Genomic DNA, 15,797 nt, shown 5'->3' on the forward strand with positions numbered 1-15,797 from the left:
GGTCAGGCGGACTCCAGCTCGGCGGGCGCGTCGCTCTCGAGGGCGAAGGCGGCCTTGAACAGGGCGCGGGTGTAGGGGGTCTGGGGATCGGCGAAGATCGTCTCCGCGGCGCCCTCCTCGACGACGCGGCCGTTCTGCATGACGATCACGTAGTTGGCGAGCGCCCGCACCACCTTCAGGTCGTGGCTGATGAACAGGTAGGCGAGGCCCCGCTCGCGCTGGAGGTCGCGCAGCAGGGTCACGATCTGCGCCTGGACCGAGCGGTCGAGGGCCGAGGTCGGCTCGTCGAGGACGACGAAGCGGGGATTGAGCACCATCGCCCGCGCGATGGCGATGCGCTGGCGCTGGCCGCCGGAGAATTCGTGCGGGTAGCGGTCCATGGCGGCCGGATCGAGCCCGACATCGGTCAGCGCCTTGGCGACCACGGCCCGGCGCTCCGCCCGGGAGCGCGCCGCGCCCTGGACAACCAATCCCTCGGCAACGATGTCGGCCACCGACATGCGCGGCGACAGCGACCCGTAGGGATCCTGGAAGACCACCTGCATGTCCTTCCGCAGCGGGCGCATCTGCGCCGTGCCGTAGCCGTCGATCGCCCGGCCGAGGAAGACGATCGGCCCCTCCGAGCCCGTGAGCCGCAAGAGGGCGAGGCCCAGCGTCGTCTTGCCCGAGCCGGACTCGCCAACGACCCCGATGGTCTCGCCGGTCCGGAGCCGGAGGGAGACGCCGTCCACCGCCCGGACGTGGCCGGTGACGCGCCGCAGAAGCCCGGATTTCAGCGGGAACCAGACCTTCAGGGGGCCGGCCTCCAGGAGCGGTTCGGCGTCGGCCGGGACGGGGTTGGCCCGGCCCTTCGGCTCGGAGGCGATCAGGCGGCGCGTGTAGGCGTGCTGCGGGTCGGCGAAGACGGCCTTGGTGGCGCCGGACTCCACGATCTTGCCCTTCAGCATCACGCAGACGCGGTCGGCGATCCGCTCGACGATGCCGAGATCGTGGGTGATGAACAGCATCGCCATGCCGAGGCGCTTCTGCAGGTCGGCGAGCAGTGCCAGGATCTGCGCCTGCACGGTCACGTCCAGCGCCGTGGTCGGCTCGTCGGCGACCAGGAGGTCCGGCTCGCAGGCGAGCGCCATGGCGATCATCACGCGCTGGCGCTGGCCGCCGGAGAGCTCGTGCGGGTAGGCGCCCATGCGCCGCTCGGCGTCGCGCAGGCCCACGAGCTCCAAGAGCTCCAGGATCCGCCGGCGGGCCGCCTTCCCGGCGAGGCCGCGGTGCAGGCCGAGCACCTCGCCGATCTGCCGCTCGATCGTGTGGAGCGGGTTCAGCGAGGTCATCGGCTCCTGGAACACCATGGTGATGTCGGCGCCGCGCACGTCCCGCATCGCCCGCTCGGGCAGCCGCGCGAGGTCGCGGCCCGCGAACAGGATCCGCCCGTCCTGACGGGCCGCGGTGTCGAGGAGGCGCAGGATCGCCAGCGCCGTCACCGACTTGCCGGACCCCGATTCGCCCACGAGCGCGACGGTCTCGCCCCGGCGGATGGTGAAGGAGACGCCGTCGACCGCGACGGTCTCGCCCTCCCGCGCGCGGAACGCCACGGACAGGTCCTCGACGGCGAGGAGGGGCTGGGGATCGGCCTCTGACATGAGCCCCTTATAGCGCGCCCGGCCCCGGACCCTAGCCCGCGCGGACGCCGCACGGGGCCGATCGGGGAGGGGCGAGCGGGCGGAGCCGGCCGGACGGACCCGTCGGCGGCCTCGGCAGACCGGCCCGGCGCCCCGCGGCGCCGGGGACCTACCGCATCGGCGCCCCGGGATCGATCGCCGGCAGCTCGTTCGCCGGGAGGCCGGTTCCCGCCTGGGCCTGCGGCCCCGCGGCGCCGCGGGCGCGGTTGGCCAGGGCCACGGTCAGGCGCTCGGCGGTCTCGGGCTGCATCACCGCCAGGACCTCGGACATCTTGCGGGGATTCATGGCCAGCACGATCGGGACCAGCACGTCGAGCCCGAGCCGGTCGAACACCCGGGCGGCGTCCTTGGGCTTCATCGCCTCGTACATCGTGACGATGTTCTTCAGGCCCTGCTTCTCGGCCTCCTCCTTCGCCTTAGCGACGGCGTCGACCTTGTCCTCGGCCTTCTTGAGGTCGCCGAGGCCGGTCTCGAGCTTGCGCTCGGCCTCGCCCAGCATCTTCTCGCGCAGCTCCAGCTCGTCGCTCTTCTGGCGCAGGGCGTCGCGCCGGGCGCCGAGCTTTTCCAGGAGCAGGCGCTCCGTGGGCGAGGCCGAGCTCCCGGGCGCGGGCGGTCTGGGCTGCGCCGGGGCCGGCTCCGGCGGCTTCTCGGCCGCGGCGGCCGGCGCCTCCTTGGCGCCCACCGACCCGGTCGTCACCGGGTCGAAGGGCTCGAAGCCCGTGCGCGCCCGGACGACCGCGCGCCCGTATTCCGGCAGCGCGCCGGTCTCCGGCAGACCGGCCTGGAGCAAGCTGAGCAGCTTGAGGACGAGCAGCCCGCCCGCCGCGAGCGCCACGGCGTCGATGAGGCGCAGCCGGAACTGCCGGACGGGCTTCCGGCGCGCGTTCCGCAGCGGCGCCGCGGCGCGGCGCATCCTCTCCTCGGGATCCGGCTTCGGCGGCGGGATCTTCGGCGCCTTGACCCCGGTCACGCGGCGCGCGCCCGGACGCGGGCGAGGGCGCGCTCGCTCATGGCGAGGGCCGCGGCGGCCGCCACCCCGAGACGCTCCCCGTTCGGACCGGCGTGCTCCGGCCGGCGCTCGGCCGGGATCTCCNGCCGGCTCGGGAGCCGCCTGCGGCGTGGGCCTCGGCTCCGGCGCGGGCTCCGGACGGACCGGGACGGCGCGCATCTGCGCCACGATGGCGCCGACGCGGGCGATCACGCCCTCGCCGGCCTCGACCTGCAGCCGCAGCTCGGCCGCCCGGACCGTGGCGGTCTCCAGGCTGGCGTTCAGGGTGCGGTCACCCTCGTCGATCGCCGCCCGCAGGCCCGCGATGGCCCGCTCGGCCGTTCCCGTCGCGACCATCAGGTCGCCGATGGTCTGGCGGAGGGCGGCCTCGTCGCCCTTCATCTGGCCGATGCGGCGCGACAGCCGGAGGGACGTGACGATGGTCGCCGCCAGGAGGACGGCGACCAGGATGTCGGCCGCGAGGGTGACGAAGAGACTCATGACCGGACCTTCATCGGCACTAGCTGTCCGAGCGGTTGTTCATCGAGGCCTCGTAGGCCTGGATCGTCGTGCGCGACCGGCGCAGCGGCCGGGTGACCTGGACGGCGATGTGGCCGTCGACCCGGCCGATCCGCCCCTGCGTCAGCGCCCAGTCGCCGCAGCGCACGGTGATGAGGTCCGACGGCTTGGCGTCGAACATCAGCGTCTCGCCGACCTTGAGGCTCATGACCTGCTTGAGCGGCAGCATCATCTCGTGCAGCACCGCGTCCATGGTCACGTCGGCCTGCCAGATCTCGGTGGCTAGATGGCCCTCCCAGACGTGGTCGCGGCCGAGCTTCTCGCCCATGAAGCTCTGGGTCAGGAGCTCCCGGATCGGCTCGATCGTCGCGTAGGGAAACAGGATCTGCAGCATGCCGCCGCGCCCGTCGACGTCGAGGCGCAGGCTGATGAGGATCGCGGCGTTGCCCGGCCGCGTGATGGTGGCGAAGCGCGGGTTGGTCTCGATCCGGTCGATGCCGAAGCTCACGGGCGAGAGCGGCTGGAACGACAGCTCCAGGTCGCCCAGCACGATCTCGACGAGACGGCGCACCAGCGTCATCTCGATGGCGGTGAACGGCCGCCCGTCGAGGCGGCTCGACAGGCCGCCGCGCTTGCCGCCGAGCAGCAGGTCGAAGGTCGCGTAGGCGAGGTTCGAATCGACCGTGACGAGGCCCGAATTCTCCCACTGCTCGGCCCGGAACACGCCGAGCAGCGTCGGCAGCGGGATCGCGTTGAGATAGTCGCCGAAGCGCACCGAGGTGATGTTGTCGAGGGTCACCTCGACGTTGTCCTGGAACAGGTTGCGCAGGGAGGTCGACAGCAACCGGATCATCCGGTCGAAGACGATCTCCAGCATCGGCAGGCGTTCGTACTGGACGACGCCCGAATCGACGATGGCCTGCACGCCCCCGGCCCCGGAGGCCGAGAGCTCGCGCATGGAGAAGCCGAGGACGCCGTCGATCTCGTCCTGGTTGAGCACCCGGTCGTTGCCGGCGAGTTCGGGGAGGTTGTCGCTCTCCCCGTCCTCGATCATCGTCGCCCATTCGGCGGCGACGTCGCCCGCGTTGCGCGTGGTGCCCTGCTCGGCGAGCGCCGCGCCCCACTCCTCGGCCAGCGACGTGTCGCCGCCCTCGGCGCCCTGCTCCAGGAGGGCCGCCGACCAGTCGTCCTCGGGAAGTTCGTCCTCGGGTTCCATCAGGCGTGCTCGATCGGGGCCCGGCGCGACGCGGCGCTCGAAGGGGGGGACAGGATCGCGGGCGCGCTCACTGGACGATCACGTCCTTGAACAGCACCGCGTCGACCTTGGCCGGATACAGGGCGATGTTGACCCGGCGCAGCAGCTCCTCGCGCAGCCGGAACAGACCCACCGAGTTGGTGATGTCGCTGGCGCGCAGCTCGCGCATGTAGACCTGCAGCGCGTCCTCCACCCGCGGCATCAGAGGCTTCACCTCCTCCTCGACCTTGGCGTCCTTCAACTCCAGGGTGATGCGGACCTTCGCGAACCGGGCCTTGTCCTGGGGCAGATCCGGAGAGAGGTTGAGGAGCATCTCGCGCACGTCGACGAAGACCACGGGCTTCTTGCCGTCCGGGCCGGCGCCCTTGGCGTCGCCGCCGCCGTGCCCCCCGCCGTGGCCGCCGCCCTCCGCGGCTTCCTTGCCGCCGCCGTGCCCCATCATCATGTAGGCGCCGGCGCCGCCGCCCGCGACCAGGACCAGGACCGCGACGGCCACGATGATCATGAGCTTCTTCTTGCCCTTCGGGGCCCCTCCGGCTCCGGCCTCGCCCTCCTCGGCGGCCTTCTTCGGCGTCTTGGCCATGGAATAAAGCTCTCTCGCGGGAGACTGCGCGCCAGGTACACCTGGATATCGGAGCATCACGGTTAACGCGCCGTTAAGGAGGCAATTCCTGCCGGGTCAGGTTTGCCGCGGCGCAGACCCGGCGCCGGCGCGGCGCCCGGGCGCTTCCGATCAAGCCCTTGTCAGATCGATTGAATTCGGCGCGACGGGCTTTGGCACAGCGGATGCTGAATGGATCGTTGCCGCCTCCGCGGCCCGCGAGTCTCAGAGTCCACGATGCAGAATGCCCTCTTCGTCGGCGTGTCGAGCCAGATGGCGCTCCAGCGCGAGCTGGACGTGATCGCCAACAACATGGCGAACGTCTCGACCACGGGGTTCAAGGCCCGCAACACCCGCTTCGAGGAGTACCTGATGCCGGTGGCGAGCGCGGATTCGTTCGCGCGGCCCGACCGGCGCCTCTCCTACGTCATCGACCAGGGCACCACCCTCGACCTCGGGCAGGGACCGATCGAGCAGACCGGCAACCCGCTCAACGTGGCGGTCAAGGGCGCGGCCTTCATCGCCGTGCAGTCGGCCCAGGGCGAGCGCTACACCCGCAACGGCGCCTTCGAGCTCGACGCGCAGGGCACGCTCGTCACCAGCGACGGCTACAAGGTCGTGGGCGAGGGCGGCCCGATCAGCATCAACCCGCAGGAGACCGGGCTCGCCATCGGCCCCGACGGCACCGTCTCGACCAATCTCGGCATCCGCGGGCGGATCAAGCTCGTGACCTTCGCCAACCCGCAGCGGCTGACCAACGAGGGCGCCAACCTCTACGCCTCGCCGGAGCCGGCCCGTCCGGCCGGGATCGACGGCCGCCTGGAACCCGAAGCGCTCGAGCGCTCCAACGTCCGCCCGGTGATCGAGATGACCCGGCTCATGGACGTGAACCGGTCCTACGCCATGGTGACGAGCATGATCTCGCGCCTCGACGACCTGCGGGGCACGGCGATCCGCCGCCTCGCCGACGTCGCCTGAGGAGGCCTGACCGATGCGCGCCCTCTACTCCGCCGCCACCGGCATGGCGGCCCAGGAACTCAACGTCCAGGTCATCTCGAACAACATCGCGAACCTGCGCACCACCGGCTACAAGCGCCAGCAGGTGCATTTCCAGGATCTGCTCTATCAGAACCTGCGCCGGGCCGGTGCCTCGACCTCGCAGCAGAACACCCAGCTCCCGGCCGGCCTCAGCCTCGGCTCGGGCGTGAAGACCACCTCGACCGCCCGCGTGATGTCGCAGGGCACGCTCTCCTCGACCGAGAAGGATTACGACGTCGCGATCCGCGGCGACGGGTTCTTCCGTGTGACGCTGCCGGACGGCCGCACCGCCTATTCCCGCGACGGCTCCTTCGACCTCTCGGCCCAGGGCCAGCTCGTCACCCGCGACGGCTACCTGCTCGATCCGGCGATCACCGTGCCGCAGAACGCGACGTCGGTGACGATCAGCGCCACGGGCGCCGTGCAGGCGAACATCCCGGGGCAGACGGCGCCGCAGGCGCTCGGCCAGTTCCAGCTCTCGCGCTTCGTCAACAAGGTCGGCCTCGAGTCGATCGGCGACAACCTGTTCGTCGAGACCGCGGCTTCCGGACAGGCGATCAGCGGCCTGCCGGGGGCGGACGGCTTCGGCAACCTCCAGCAGAGCTACCTGGAAGAGGCGAACGTCAACGCCGTGACGGAGATCTCGTCCCTGATCGCCGCGCAGCGCGCCTACGAGATGAACTCGAAGGTCGTCACCGCCGCCGACCAGATGCTGTCCACCACCACACAGATGTTCCGCAGCTAAGCGCGCGACCCGCACCCGCTTCAGGTCCCTGAACATGTATGCCGGCATCCATCCCGACCCACTCGATCCCGATTTCGGGACCCTCGACCTGCCCCGCCTCGTTGGCGCGGACGGGAGCGACATCAGCCCGATCGTCCGGCGCGTCCCGCCGCGGGTGATGCCCCTCGGCACCGCCGTCATCCTGCGCGCGGTCCTGGCCTTCCTGACCTTCGCGGTCCTCGGCGCCCTGGCGATCCCCGCCATGGCGCGGGCGGAGAGCCTGCGGCTGCGCGGCGACGTCACCGCCCGCGGCGACATCCTCACGCTGGCCGATCTCGTCGAGGGCGCGCCCGAGCGCCTGGCCGCGCGCCCGCTCTTCCGCGCGCCCGCCCTCGGCGCCACCGGGACCATCCAGACCCGCCGCATCGTCGACGCGGCCGCCGCCCTGGGGCTCAACGGCCTGGAGACCGGCGGACGGCTGCAGATCGCCGTGCAGCGCGCCGCCCGCCGCCTCGGGCCGCCGGAGCTCGAGGCGGCGCTCAAGCGCGGCCTCGAGAGCGGCTACGGGCTCGACCCCCGCAACGTCGCGGTCCGCTTCGACGGGGACGGCCCGACCCTGCTGGCGCCCCTGGACCTCGAGGGGCAGGCCGTGGCCCTCGATCTGACCTACGACGCGCGCACGCGCCGCGTCGCGGGGCTCGTCAGCCTCGGCGAACGCCAGGCCTCCCAGCGGGTCTCGGGGGTGGTCGTCGAGCTGCGCGAGGTCGCGGTGCTCGCCCGGAACCTCAACCGCGGCGAGCCGGTGAAGGAGGGGGACGTCACCCTGGAGCGGCGTCCGCGCGAGGCCGTCGCCCCCGACGCGCAGGGGAGCACCACCGCCATCCTCGGCGAGGTCGCCCAGAACACGCTGACCGCCGGCACCGTGCTGCGGGTCACCGACACCGCCCCGCCCGAACTGGTCGCCCGCGGCGAGAACGTGACCATCGTGTACGAGACGCCGAGCATCAGCCTGTCGATGCGCGGCCTGTCGAACGATTCGGGCCGCATGGGCGCCGTCGTCAACGTCGTCAACGTCGCCTCCAAGAAGATCCTGCAGGCCACCGTGATCGGCCCCGGCCGGGTCTCGGTCAGCCCCAGCCCCGCGGCGCAGCAGGCCGCCGCCGGCGCCCCCGTCCAGGCGACCGCCTCCCTGCGCTGACCGCCCGCCCTGCACGCGTCGAAGAGTGATTGCCCGATGGCCCGTCGCACCGTCCTGAACCCGCTCGCCGCCGCCCTGATCGCCGGCGCGCTCGGGGCCTGCAACACCGCCGACCGCCTCTCGCAGGTCGGCGCGACCCCGGCACTGTCGGCGATCGAGGATCCGACCAGCGAGCCGGGCTACAAGCCGGTGCGGATGCCGATGCCGGACGTGCAGCCGGTCTCCTACGCCCCGAACTCGCTGTGGCGCACGGGCTCCCGCGCCTTCTTCAAGGACCAACGTGCCGCCAAGCTCGGCGACATCCTGACCGTGAAGGTCAAGGTCACCGATCAGGCGAACATCAGCAACGAGACCAAGCGCTCCCGGGCCAATACCGAGAGCTTCGGACTGCCCAACGCCCTCGGATTGGAGAACAACGCGGTCGGCAAGTCCTTCGGGGTCGGCAGCACCGCGCTGCTCTCCGCCACCTCGGCCACGGCCAATGACGGCGCCGGCTCCGTGCAGCGCACCGAATCGGTCACGACGAACGTGGCCGCGGTGGTCACCCAGGTCCTGCCCAACGGCAACCTCGTGGTCGAGGGGAAGCAGGAGATCCGGGTCAATTTCGAAGTGCGCGAGATGATCGTCGCCGGCGTCGTGCGGCCGGAGGACATCGAGTCCGACAACACCATCGACTCGGCCAAGATCGCCCAGGCCCGGATCGCCTACGGCGGCCGCGGCCAGATCACCGACGTGCAGCAGCCGCGCTACGGCCAGCAGATCGTCGACATCCTGCTGCCGTTCTGAGGTGCCTCAGCCCGGCTCCTCGGGTTCCGGCCCGCGGGTGACGTCGAGGCCGGAGCCGGCGCCGGGGGGCGGCCCGACCTTGACCGCCGCGCCGGTCCGGGCGGCCTCGTAGATCGCCTCCATCAGGACCTGGTCCTGCAGCCCCTCCTCGCCGGGCGTGCGGGGCCTCAGGTTCTCCTGGACGCACCGGGCGAAGTGGTCCAGCTCCAGGGCGAACTGGTTCTTCGGGCTCAGGACCTTCTCGTCCCGGGCAGCGTTCTTGCCGTCGCGGTGGCCGACATAGAGGCGCTGGCCCTGGTACGCGAAGGCGTTCTGGAGATCGACCGAGGCGGTCCCGGTGTGCAGGGTCAGGCTCCGCGCCTCGTAGACCCCGTAGCTCGACAGGCACTGGGCGATCACGCCGGACGGGAAGTGGAGGGTGAAGCTCACCGTCTCCTCGACCTCGCGGTACTTGGGATCGTCGGGCGGGGAGTGGATCTGGGCCTGGATCAGGTTCGGCTCCTCGCCGAGAACCGCGCGGGCGGTGTTCAGGCAGTAGAGCCCGATATCCGGCAGCGAGCCGCCACCCGCCAGCGCCTTCCGCAGGCGCCACTGCTCCGGCAGCCCGGTGGTCTGGCCGTTGAAGGCCTGGATCAGCCGCGGCCGGCCGAACTCGCCCGAGCGGGCGAGCTTGATCACGGCCCGGTTGTGGGGCTCGTACTGGCACCGGTAGGCGATCATCAGCTTGACGCCGGCCTTCGCGCAGGCGGCAATCATCTCCCGGCACTCGTCCGAGGCGACCGCCATCGGCTTCTCGCAGAGCACCTGCTTGCCGGCTGCGGCGGCCGCCACGACGTTGTCCCGGTGCACGCCGTTCGGCGTGACGATGTAGACCGCCTGGACGTTGGGGTTGGCCTTCAGCCGATCCCACTCGTCGTAGCCGTAGACGGCGTCGTCCGGCAGCCCGTACTGCCGGGCCACGAGCTTCGCCTTGTCGGGCGAGCCCGACATCACCGCCGCCAGGCGGGCGCGCTTGGCCTCGCCGAAGGCAGGCAGGATCTCGTCGAGGCTCAGGCGCCCGAGACCGACGACGCAGTAGCCGACGCGCTGGCCCGGCGGCTGCGGCGCCGGGCTCGGGGCGGGCGGCCTGTCGCCGGGACCGCGCCAGTTCGGGAACATCACCCGTCCGCCCTGCACGGCGCCGGTATCGGCCGGGACCGAGGGCGCCGGCGGGGCAGCCTGCGCGCTGCCGCCCATCGCGGCGCCGGCCAGAGCACCTCCGGCCGCGAGGAGATTGCGTCGTGAGAGCCGGGTTTCGTCCGCCATGTGCCTCGCCGTTTCGCCGGATCGGGAGGGCGGCGCCCGGGGCGCCGCCGTTTGCGCCGGAGCCGCCGGGTGGCGGAACCGCGCCCTCAGTGAACGCGACCCGGCTCCGGGCTGTTTCCGTCGAGGAGCGCGGCGCGCAGACGCGCCACCTCCGCCTCGCTGGCGGCGAGCCGGCGCGCGACCGCCTCGGGCTCCGCCGCCGCGCGGGTCTCGGCGAAGCCGAGCCCGACCGACTCGCCCGCGCGCCAGGCCACGAAGGCGCGCCGGGTCTCGCCGCGGCAGGGGACGGACAGCTCGACGCGATCAGGGAGCGCGGCCTCCGCCGGCAGCCGGACCCGCGCCCCGTCGAGGGACACGTCGCGGACCGTGCACTCGATCTCCGGCAGGAAGGCCGCGACGCGCAGCCGCCCACCCAGGCAGACGCGGCGTCGGGCAGTGCGGCGGCGCTCGACCACGATGGCTCGACCCTGACGGTTTCGGTTGCGGGGACAACCGGCATCCAGCCCGGTCGGACCCCGCCCGTCCACCTTAACCGTTCGTTTACCCTAACGCCGGGCTCAGGCGGGCGGCGGCGGGTCGGGCGCCTCGACCTCACCGCGGCGCTGCAGCTGCAGGGCCACGAACCAGCACAGGGAGGCCCAGGCGGCGCCGATGCACCAGCCGGCCAGGACGTCGCTCGGCCAGTGCACGCCGAGATAGATGCGGCTGATGCCGACCAGCAGCGTCACGCTCACCCCGAGCGCCAGGACCAGCGCCTTGGCGCGGCGGTTGCGCTCGACCCGGGCGATCAGGGTCGCCAGGGTCAGGTAGGCGATCGCCGACATGGTGGCGTGGCCGCTCGGGAAGCTCGCCGTGAACACCTCCATGCCGTGGGGCACGAGGTCCGGCCGCGGCCGATGGTAGAAGACCTTCAGCACCGTCGAGACCAGCTCGCCGCTGCCCACCGCGACGAGGACGTAGAGGCCGATGCGCCGGCGCCCGGACACGCCGAGATAGGCCGCCACCGCGCAGGTCAGGAACAGCACCGTGAAGACGCTGCCGAGCCCGGTGATGTCGCGCATCGACTCCTCGAGCCAGGGCGGCCCGATCGGGTCGGCGAGATCGGCGGGGTTGCGCAGGGCGAGCAGGATTCGCCGGTCGAGGGCCGCGGTGGAGCCCTCGCCGACCTCGTGGGCGAGGTAGAAGAACCCGTAGCCGAGGATGCTCAGGCAGAGCAGGGCGACGAGGGGACCGACCTCGTTCAGGCGCAGGCGCAGCCACACCGCGAGGGCGGGCTCGATCAGCCGACGGGTCCGCTGCTGGCTCGGCGCCCTCATGCGGCGCGGTCCGGGGCGGGGGCGGACGTCATCAGGCATTCTCTCCGAAGGGCAGGCGAGCGACCGCGTCCCAGGGGCCGCCGCGGTAGCGCCAGAGCAGCGTCGCCGGCGCGGTGAATCGGAACGGCGCGAACCCCGCCGACAGGTCGGCGTGGAGGGCCCGGGCCTTGTCGGGGGACACCTTGTTCTGCACCGTGACGTGCGGACGCCAGCCCTGCCGGTCCTGGGCGGTGAGGTGGGACGTGAATTCCTGCGCGAGACGGGACCGGAAGCGCGCCAGCGCGTCGGATTCGAGCGCGTAGGCGACGCCGCGGCCGGTGAAGCGCAGGCCGGTCACGGCGACCTCCGGCGGCGGCACCGTGCGGGCGAGGGCGGTGATCGCCTCGATCACGCCCCGCTCCCGGTCGCCCGGCAGATGGTGGAACAGCGTCGCGTGCGCCGGGATGCGGTTCAGGGCCTCGGGGAAGTGGCGGCGCCGCTCGCCGTCGAACCGCGCGAAGGTCGGTTCGTCGAAGGCGAGCGTCAGGATCAGGGGGTCCGCGTCGATCATCGGGGCCAGATGGCGCCCGCGGGGGCTCAGGTCCAGTACAGGACCCGCGCCGCCGGCAGGTCGCGGGCGAGGCAGGCGGTGAGGTGGGCGCGCATCGCCTGCATGAGGGGCTTCGGGAAGACGTGCTTCACGGTGCCGAACTTGGTGCGCTTCTCGACGCGCTCCGCCTCGTCGAGGGGCAGGTCCGAGCCGGGATACCAGCCGCGCAGCACCGCCTTCGAGCCCGGCGTGAACCGGTGGGTGATGAGTTCGGCGGTGAGGTCGAGATCGGGCACGCCGGCCAGCGCGTCGGCGGCGGCGCGGATCAGCCCGGCATAGGCGGCCTCCCAGCCGGGGACCGGCAGGATCGGCGCGACGGTCAGGCCGACCGGGTAGCCGGCCCGCGCCGCCGCCGCCAGGGCGGCGAGCCGCGCGTCGAGGGGATCGGTGCCGCCCTCGTAATGCGCGGCCGCCCGCGGATTGACCGAGAAGCGGATGCGCGTGCGCCGGTTGTGCGGCAGGTCGAGGAGCGGCTCGACCGCGGCGAACTTCGTGGTGAAGCGCAGCTGCACCGGCGCGTCCCAGGCGCCGAAATGCCGGATCGCCGCCGACAGCGAGCCGGTGAGGTGCTCGATGCCGAGGGGATCGGTGTAGCAGGACGCCTCGAAGGTGGTCCCCTCCCGCGCCCGCTCGGCGGAGGCCGAGGTCACGGCACCGCGCCCGGCATAATCCGCGAGGTTGCCCAGGATCGCTTCGAGATTGGCGTAGGCGCGGGTCACCGGCGGCCCCTGGAGCGAGCCCGCGAGGTAGCAGTACTGGCAATGGGCCGGGCAGCCCTCGGCGAGGTCGAAGCGCCAGTCGGCCGAGGGCGGGATCGGCTGTAACCGCAGCTTGGTCGGCGGCGCGACCGTGAGGGCGAGGGTCGCCTTGGCGGCCGCGTAGGCCCGGCGGGGATCCGCCTCGCGCGCGCTCGGCAGGCGATTCGACGCGAGGCGCTCCACCGGCAGGCCCAGCGCCTCGGCGCGGGCCAGCATGGCCCGCCCGTGTGCGTGCTCCAGGGCTGCCGGCATCACCAGCACCCGGCGCGGGCGCCACAGGCGCGCCGNGCGGCCTCGGGGCGGACAGGGTCCGGCCCGGCGAGCTCGGGGCGATGGCGGGTCTGGACGGCCTGGGCGGGCACGGCCTGGGCGGGCGAAGGCGGCATGCCCGACGAACGCGCGGCCACCGGCGCCGGGTCCGGCCTAGTCGCCCGGTCGCGGTGCGGCTAAAGCACCGTCATGTCTGCAGGCAGGGAGAGCGTACATGTCGGCCGCGACGGCTGGTTATTCCTCATCGGAGGAACCAACCGGGTCCTGGACCGGTATCGCGGCGGTCTGCGGCACTGGCTGCTGCTGCGCGGCTGGACGCGGCTGATCAAGGCCCGCGCGCGGAGGGCCGAGGATCTCGGCATCCGCTGCCTCCACGTGATCGTGCCGGAGAAGCTGTCGGTCTACGACGACAAGACCGACGGCCTGCGCTACGCGCCCGGCAAGGCCTCGACCCGGCGCCTGGCCCGGCGCCTCGCCCGGCACCCGGCCTATCTCGATCTCCTCGCCCCGCTCCGCGCCGCCCGGAACGGGCCGGTGCCGCTCTACCTGCGCACCGACACCCACTGGACCGCGCAGGGCTGCCTGCTGGCCTATCGCGAGATCATGCGGGCGCTCGGGGCGATCCCGCCGGCCGATATCGGCGCGCGCCCCGGCATCGTCTCGGACCAGCTCATGGATCTCGGCGAGAAGCTGCCCGGGCGGCCGCGCGAGCGCCTGGAGCGGTTCATGCTGCAGCGCGACGCGATCCGGGTGGAGACCGGGCCGCTGCTCGCCGCCTACGAGGCGGAAGGGCGCGACCGGGAGGTGCATGTCGGCGCGCATGTCGTCTACCGGAACGCGTCACCGGCGGCCGATCCGCGCCGGCTCGTCCTGTTCGGCGATTCCTGCGCCCATTTCGACCCGTTCCTGCTGACCGGGCTGCTGGCCGAGAGCTTCAGCGAGGTTCACTTCGTCTGGTCGTCGAGCCTCGACTGGACCTACATCGAGCGGGTGCGCGCCGACATCCTTCTGTTCGAGCTGGCCGAGCGATTCCTCGCCAAACTCCCGAAGGACGATTTCGACGTGGCGGTCGCCGGTCAGCGCGGGACCGGCGGCCGGCTCGCGAAGCTCCGGACCGGCGGCCACGGCGCCGTCGGTCGCGAGGCAGCGCCTCAGTAGATCGCCGGATCCAGGCGGGCGAAGTCGGTGACGCTGGCCGCCTGATACTTGGCGAAGGATTCCGGCGCGCAGGCGATGCCGATCATCAGGACCAGGAGCGTCGCGAGGCACGCGAGCGTCGCCGTGACCACGTCGGCATGACGCCGCAGGGCGTGGATCACCAGGCACCCGAACGTGAACAGGGCCGCCTCGGCCACGGGCACCAGCGCGAACGACATCACTCCACCTCCATCGATCTCCCACCGGGTCGGGCAGCTGCGGCACGCGCACGGCGACGGGTGGGTGACGCGAGGAATGGCGGAGTTTGCTGCACCGCAACAGACAGGCAGGCGCAGGCCTGCCTTGCGTGGCGTTCGCGGGCGAACGGGAACCCGTTTCCGGACCGCCGGGGCGGGAGCCTCGGGGCATATCCGGCGCGCGTCTTCACGCGCGTCTTCACATGTGCGGCGCGCGGTCCATCTGGTGGGATCGCTCAGGCAAGCGGAGACGACGATGGGCCTCCTCGTGGACGGTATCTGGCGCGACCAGTGGTACGACACCGCCGCGACGGGGGGGCGCTTTGAGCGCAAGACCTCGGCGTTCCGCAACTGGGTCACCGCCGACGGGTCGCCCGGCCCCTCGGGCGCGGGCGGTTTCCGGGGCGAGCCGGGGCGCTACCATCTCTACGTGTCCCTGGCCTGTCCCTGGGCGCACCGCACGCTGATCGGCCGCGCCCTGAAGGGGCTGGAGGACGCGATCTCGGTCACGGTGCTCGACCCGCATATGGGCGCGGAGGGCTGGGTCTTCGGCGACACGCCGGGGGCGACGCCGGACCCGATCCACGGCGCCCGGCGCCTCTACGAGGTCTACCTGGCGGCAGATCCGTCCTACAGCGGCCGGGTCACCGTCCCGACCCTCTGGGACCGGCAGCGCGCCACCATCGTGTCGAACGAATCCGCCGAGATCCTGCGGATGCTGAACGGCGCCTTCGGGGGGACGGGTCCCGACCTCTACCCGCCGGACCTGCGCGCCGAGATCGATACCGTGAATGCCCGCGTCTACGACCGGGTGAATAACGGCGTCTACAAGGCCGGCTTCGCGACGACGCAGGAGGCCTATGCCGAGGCCTTCGCGGCGCTGTTCGCGGAACTCGACGCGCTGGAGGCCCGCCTCGACCGGAGCCGCTATCTCTGCGGGGAGCGGCTGACCGAGGCCGACATCCGGCTGTTCACGACGCTGGTGCGGTTCGACGCGGTCTATGTCGGGCACTTCAAGTGCAACAAGCGCCGGATCGCCGACTATCCGAACCTGTCGAACTACCTGCACGATCTCCACGCGCTGCCCGGCGTCGCGCCGACCGTGAACCTCACCCACATCAAGCGGCACTATTACGAGAGCCATCCGACCATCAATCCGACCGGGATCGTCCCCCTCGGGCCGGAGCTGGATCTCGCCGCGCCGAACGACCGCGCCCTCCGGTTCGCGGGCTAGAGCGGTCCCGAGCGCCTTCGCGACGGCCTGCACGACCGGCCTCTCCGGTCTGGACGGCTGCGACATGCCCTCTCTGCCGCACGAGAGGTGGGACCCGCGCGTCGTTCCGTCCGGCGCGTCTCCGGCTCACCTGCCGTCGAGCC

Annotated in this window: 16 protein-coding genes and 1 pseudogene; 6 read left to right on the forward strand and 11 right to left on the reverse strand. The window is 72.3% G+C overall.

Going from position 1 to position 15,797, the window contains the following annotated elements:
- Positions 1 to 2: 2 nt before the first annotated feature.
- The 5 genes and pseudogenes from MOTC310_RS20415 to fliL all read right to left on the reverse strand — a co-directional run bounded on the left by MOTC310_RS20415 (position 3) and on the right by fliL (position 5,024).
- Positions 3 to 1,640 (reverse strand): ABC transporter ATP-binding protein, encoded by a 1,638-nt coding sequence (locus MOTC310_RS20415; protein ID WP_331303103.1) that lies wholly within the window; start codon positions 1,638 to 1,640, stop codon positions 3 to 5.
- 148 nt (positions 1,641 to 1,788) lie between these two features.
- Positions 1,789 to 2,592: a MotE family protein gene (locus MOTC310_RS20420; RefSeq protein ID WP_331303378.1), complete on the reverse strand. Its 804-nt coding sequence runs from the start codon at positions 2,590 to 2,592 to the stop codon at positions 1,789 to 1,791.
- Between the two features lie 53 nt (positions 2,593 to 2,645).
- Positions 2,646 to 3,168 (reverse strand): annotated as a pseudogene (locus tag MOTC310_RS20425) (DUF6468 domain-containing protein).
- Between the two features lie 19 nt (positions 3,169 to 3,187).
- Positions 3,188 to 4,405: a flagellar motor switch protein FliM gene (fliM, locus tag MOTC310_RS20430; protein ID WP_331290291.1), complete on the reverse strand. Its 1,218-nt coding sequence runs from the start codon at positions 4,403 to 4,405 to the stop codon at positions 3,188 to 3,190.
- A 64-nt stretch (positions 4,406 to 4,469) separates the two neighbouring features.
- Entirely contained in the window at positions 4,470 to 5,024 is a 555-nt protein-coding gene (gene fliL, locus MOTC310_RS20435; protein ID WP_331289952.1) for a flagellar basal body-associated protein FliL, read from the reverse strand.
- A gap of 255 nt (positions 5,025 to 5,279) precedes the next feature.
- Between fliL and flgF the strand changes: the two genes are divergently transcribed.
- Genes flgF through flgH form a run of 4 tightly spaced genes read left to right on the forward strand, consistent with a single transcriptional unit; the run spans position 5,280 to position 8,788 of the window.
- The gene (gene flgF / locus MOTC310_RS20440) at positions 5,280 to 6,020 is read left to right on the forward strand and encodes a flagellar basal-body rod protein FlgF (protein ID WP_331289951.1); all 741 of its coding nucleotides are present in this window, start codon (positions 5,280 to 5,282) and stop codon (positions 6,018 to 6,020) included.
- Between the two features lie 13 nt (positions 6,021 to 6,033).
- Positions 6,034 to 6,825: a flagellar basal-body rod protein FlgG gene (gene flgG / locus MOTC310_RS20445; protein WP_024830946.1), complete on the forward strand. Its 792-nt coding sequence runs from the start codon at positions 6,034 to 6,036 to the stop codon at positions 6,823 to 6,825.
- Positions 6,826 to 6,859: 34 nt separating this feature from the next.
- Entirely contained in the window at positions 6,860 to 8,002 is a 1,143-nt protein-coding gene (gene flgA, locus MOTC310_RS20450; RefSeq protein ID WP_331303104.1) for a flagellar basal body P-ring formation chaperone FlgA, read from the forward strand.
- A 36-nt stretch (positions 8,003 to 8,038) separates the two neighbouring features.
- Entirely contained in the window at positions 8,039 to 8,788 is a 750-nt protein-coding gene (gene flgH, locus MOTC310_RS20455; protein WP_331303105.1) for a flagellar basal body L-ring protein FlgH, read from the forward strand.
- A 6-nt stretch (positions 8,789 to 8,794) separates the two neighbouring features.
- Here the strand turns inward: flgH and MOTC310_RS20460 are convergent, their stop codons facing one another.
- From MOTC310_RS20460 to MOTC310_RS20480, 5 genes are all read right to left on the reverse strand, one after another.
- A complete protein-coding gene (locus MOTC310_RS20460) occupies positions 8,795 to 10,093 on the reverse strand; it encodes a Gfo/Idh/MocA family protein (RefSeq protein ID WP_331303106.1) in 1,299 nt (432 codons plus the stop codon).
- 86 nt (positions 10,094 to 10,179) lie between these two features.
- Positions 10,180 to 10,548, reverse strand: coding sequence for a PilZ domain-containing protein (locus MOTC310_RS20465; protein WP_331303107.1), 369 nt, complete (start codon positions 10,546 to 10,548; stop codon positions 10,180 to 10,182).
- Positions 10,549 to 10,650: 102 nt separating this feature from the next.
- Entirely contained in the window at positions 10,651 to 11,409 is a 759-nt protein-coding gene (locus tag MOTC310_RS20470; protein WP_331303108.1) for a phosphatase PAP2 family protein, read from the reverse strand.
- 31 nt (positions 11,410 to 11,440) lie between these two features.
- The gene (locus tag MOTC310_RS20475; protein WP_331289948.1) at positions 11,441 to 11,959 is read right to left on the reverse strand and encodes a 2'-5' RNA ligase family protein; all 519 of its coding nucleotides are present in this window, start codon (positions 11,957 to 11,959) and stop codon (positions 11,441 to 11,443) included.
- Between the two features lie 26 nt (positions 11,960 to 11,985).
- Entirely contained in the window at positions 11,986 to 13,008 is a 1,023-nt protein-coding gene (locus MOTC310_RS20480; RefSeq protein ID WP_419539938.1) for an SPL family radical SAM protein, read from the reverse strand.
- Between the two features lie 207 nt (positions 13,009 to 13,215).
- Between MOTC310_RS20480 and MOTC310_RS20485 the strand changes: the two genes are divergently transcribed.
- Entirely contained in the window at positions 13,216 to 14,184 is a 969-nt protein-coding gene (locus MOTC310_RS20485) for an alginate O-acetyltransferase AlgX-related protein (RefSeq protein ID WP_331303109.1), read from the forward strand.
- Here MOTC310_RS20485 and MOTC310_RS20490 read toward each other — a convergent pair.
- Positions 14,178 to 14,402 (reverse strand): hypothetical protein, encoded by a 225-nt coding sequence (locus MOTC310_RS20490; protein WP_149310752.1) that lies wholly within the window; start codon positions 14,400 to 14,402, stop codon positions 14,178 to 14,180. The two genes, MOTC310_RS20485 and MOTC310_RS20490, sit on opposite strands and share 7 nt — an antisense overlap.
- Positions 14,403 to 14,676: 274 nt before the next feature.
- On the opposite strand from MOTC310_RS20490, the gene MOTC310_RS20495 reads away from it, so the two are divergent.
- Entirely contained in the window at positions 14,677 to 15,654 is a 978-nt protein-coding gene (locus MOTC310_RS20495; protein WP_331303110.1) for a glutathione S-transferase family protein, read from the forward strand.
- The last annotated feature ends 143 nt before the right edge of the window (positions 15,655 to 15,797 follow it).

The organism is Methylobacterium oryzae, from assembly GCF_036441375.1.
GTDB classification, from domain to species: domain Bacteria; phylum Pseudomonadota; class Alphaproteobacteria; order Rhizobiales; family Beijerinckiaceae; genus Methylobacterium; species Methylobacterium oryzae_A.

Excerpts from the sequence above, each read along its gene's own strand:
- MOTC310_RS20415 (WP_331303103.1), bottom strand. The coding sequence starts at position 1,640 with ATGTCAGAGGCCGATCCCCAGCCCCTCCTCGCCGTCGAGGACCTGTCC.
- MOTC310_RS20420 (WP_331303378.1), bottom strand. The coding sequence starts at position 2,592 with ATGCGCCGCGCCGCGGCGCCGCTGCGGAACGCGCGCCGGAAGCCCGTC.
- fliL (WP_331289952.1), bottom strand. The coding sequence starts at position 5,024 with ATGGCCAAGACGCCGAAGAAGGCCGCCGAGGAGGGCGAGGCCGGAGCC.
- flgF (WP_331289951.1), top strand. The coding sequence starts at position 5,280 with ATGCAGAATGCCCTCTTCGTCGGCGTGTCGAGCCAGATGGCGCTCCAG.
- flgG (WP_024830946.1), top strand. The coding sequence starts at position 6,034 with ATGCGCGCCCTCTACTCCGCCGCCACCGGCATGGCGGCCCAGGAACTC.
- flgA (WP_331303104.1), top strand. The coding sequence starts at position 6,860 with ATGTATGCCGGCATCCATCCCGACCCACTCGATCCCGATTTCGGGACC.
- flgH (WP_331303105.1), top strand. The coding sequence starts at position 8,039 with ATGGCCCGTCGCACCGTCCTGAACCCGCTCGCCGCCGCCCTGATCGCC.
- MOTC310_RS20460 (WP_331303106.1), bottom strand. The coding sequence starts at position 10,093 with ATGGCGGACGAAACCCGGCTCTCACGACGCAATCTCCTCGCGGCCGGA.
- MOTC310_RS20470 (WP_331303108.1), bottom strand. The coding sequence starts at position 11,409 with ATGAGGGCGCCGAGCCAGCAGCGGACCCGTCGGCTGATCGAGCCCGCC.
- MOTC310_RS20475 (WP_331289948.1), bottom strand. The coding sequence starts at position 11,959 with ATGATCGACGCGGACCCCCTGATCCTGACGCTCGCCTTCGACGAACCG.
- MOTC310_RS20480 (WP_419539938.1), bottom strand. The coding sequence starts at position 13,008 with ATGCCGGCAGCCCTGGAGCACGCACACGGGCGGGCCATGCTGGCCCGC.
- MOTC310_RS20485 (WP_331303109.1), top strand. The coding sequence starts at position 13,216 with ATGTCTGCAGGCAGGGAGAGCGTACATGTCGGCCGCGACGGCTGGTTA.
- MOTC310_RS20490 (WP_149310752.1), bottom strand. The coding sequence starts at position 14,402 with ATGTCGTTCGCGCTGGTGCCCGTGGCCGAGGCGGCCCTGTTCACGTTC.
- MOTC310_RS20495 (WP_331303110.1), top strand. The coding sequence starts at position 14,677 with ATGGGCCTCCTCGTGGACGGTATCTGGCGCGACCAGTGGTACGACACC.